General features: G+C 64.9%; 1 protein-coding gene. It reads left to right on the forward strand.

Annotated elements, in window-relative coordinates:
* Positions 1-103: 103 nt before the first annotated feature.
* On the forward strand, positions 104-1,393 hold the full coding sequence (locus FVW27_RS15365) for an HlyD family type I secretion periplasmic adaptor subunit (protein ID WP_167126753.1): 1,290 nt from the start codon (positions 104-106) through the stop codon (positions 1,391-1,393).
* Positions 1,394-1,491 lie beyond the last annotated feature (98 nt).

Consider the following 1,491-nt stretch of genomic DNA (forward strand, 5'->3'; position numbering starts at 1 on the left):
GCCCGGCGGCACCACCCTGGGGCAGCGCCTTGCCGATGCCAGGCGCACCAGCGCGCTGGGCGATGGCGGGGCGCACGGCGTGCGCCGCGATGACCTTGAATTCATGAGTGAAGTGGACGCGGCCCTGCACCGCAAGGGGCATCCGCTGGCCTTCCTGCTGTCCGCCTCGTTGGGGGTGTTCTTTCTGGTGTTCATCGGCTGGGCGGCCTTTGCCTCGCTGGACGAGGTGACGCGCGGCCAGGCCCAGGTCATTCCTTCGCAGCGCATCCAGGAAATCCAGAACTTGGAAGGCGGCATCATCAGCGAGATATTCGTGCGCGAAGGGCAGATCGTGGAAAAGGGCACCGTGCTGGTGCGCCTGGACAACGAATCTGCCGCCAGCTTCTTTCGCGATGCGGTATCCAAGTCGTACGAGCACATGGCCGCCATCGCCCGCCTGGAGGCGGAACTGGCGGGCAAGGACCCGGTGTACCCGCAGGAAGTGATGCAGAAGGCCCCGCAGGTGATTGCCGACCAGACGTCCATCCACAATGCCCGCAAGCGCCAGTTGGAACTGGAACTGAGCGTGCTGGAAAGCCAGCTTACGCAGAAACGCCAGGAAGTGGACGAAATGGTTGGGCGGCAGGGGCAGTTGGGCGCCAGCCTGCGCGTGGCCCAGGAACAGCGCGACATAGCCCGCCCGCTGGTGGAAAAGCAGATATATTCCAAGGTGGACTACCTGAGCCTTGAGCAGCGCGTCATCCAGCTGCGCGGCGACATCAGTTCGCTGGCCGTGAACATTCCCAAGGCCCGCAACGCCGCGCACGAGGTGGAGCAGCGGCTGTCGCACCGCAAGGCAGAGGTGCGCTCGCAGGCGGTGGAAGAAATCAACAAGCGCCGCGTGGAGCTGAATTCGCTACGCGAAACCCTGTCCGCCGGTGAAGACCGGGTGACCCGCACCGACCTGCGCGCTCCGGTGCGCGGCACGGTGAAACGCATCATCATCAATACCCAGGGCGGGGTGGTGAAGCCGGGTGAATCCATTCTGGAACTGGTGCCGCTGGACGACACCCTGCTTATCGAGGCCCGCATCCGCCCGGCGGACATCGCCTTCCTGCATCCGGGCCAGAAGGCCATCGTCAAGATCACCGCCTATGACTTTTCCATCTACGGCGGGCTGGAGGCGGGGCTGGAACAGATCAGCGCGGACACCATAGAGGACCGCAAGGGCGAGTTCTACTATCTGGTCAAGCTGCGCACCAAGAAGAACGCCATCACCTATCGTGGCGAAAACCTGCCCATCATGCCGGGCATGACCGCCACGGTGGACATTCTCACCGGCAAGAAGACGGTGCTCGACTATCTGCTGAAGCCCATCCTGAAGGCGCAGCAGAATGCCCTGCGGGAGCGTTGATGCGGCAAGGGACCAGGGGTGAAGGAAACGGCGCGGGCACCGCGCCGCATCATCCCGGTCCGCCGGTTGCGGCGGGCGGGGCCGGGGGGGCGCGTGCG

Source organism: Nitratidesulfovibrio liaohensis, from assembly GCF_011682075.1.
Taxonomy (GTDB): Bacteria; Desulfobacterota; Desulfovibrionia; order Desulfovibrionales; family Desulfovibrionaceae; genus Cupidesulfovibrio; species Cupidesulfovibrio liaohensis.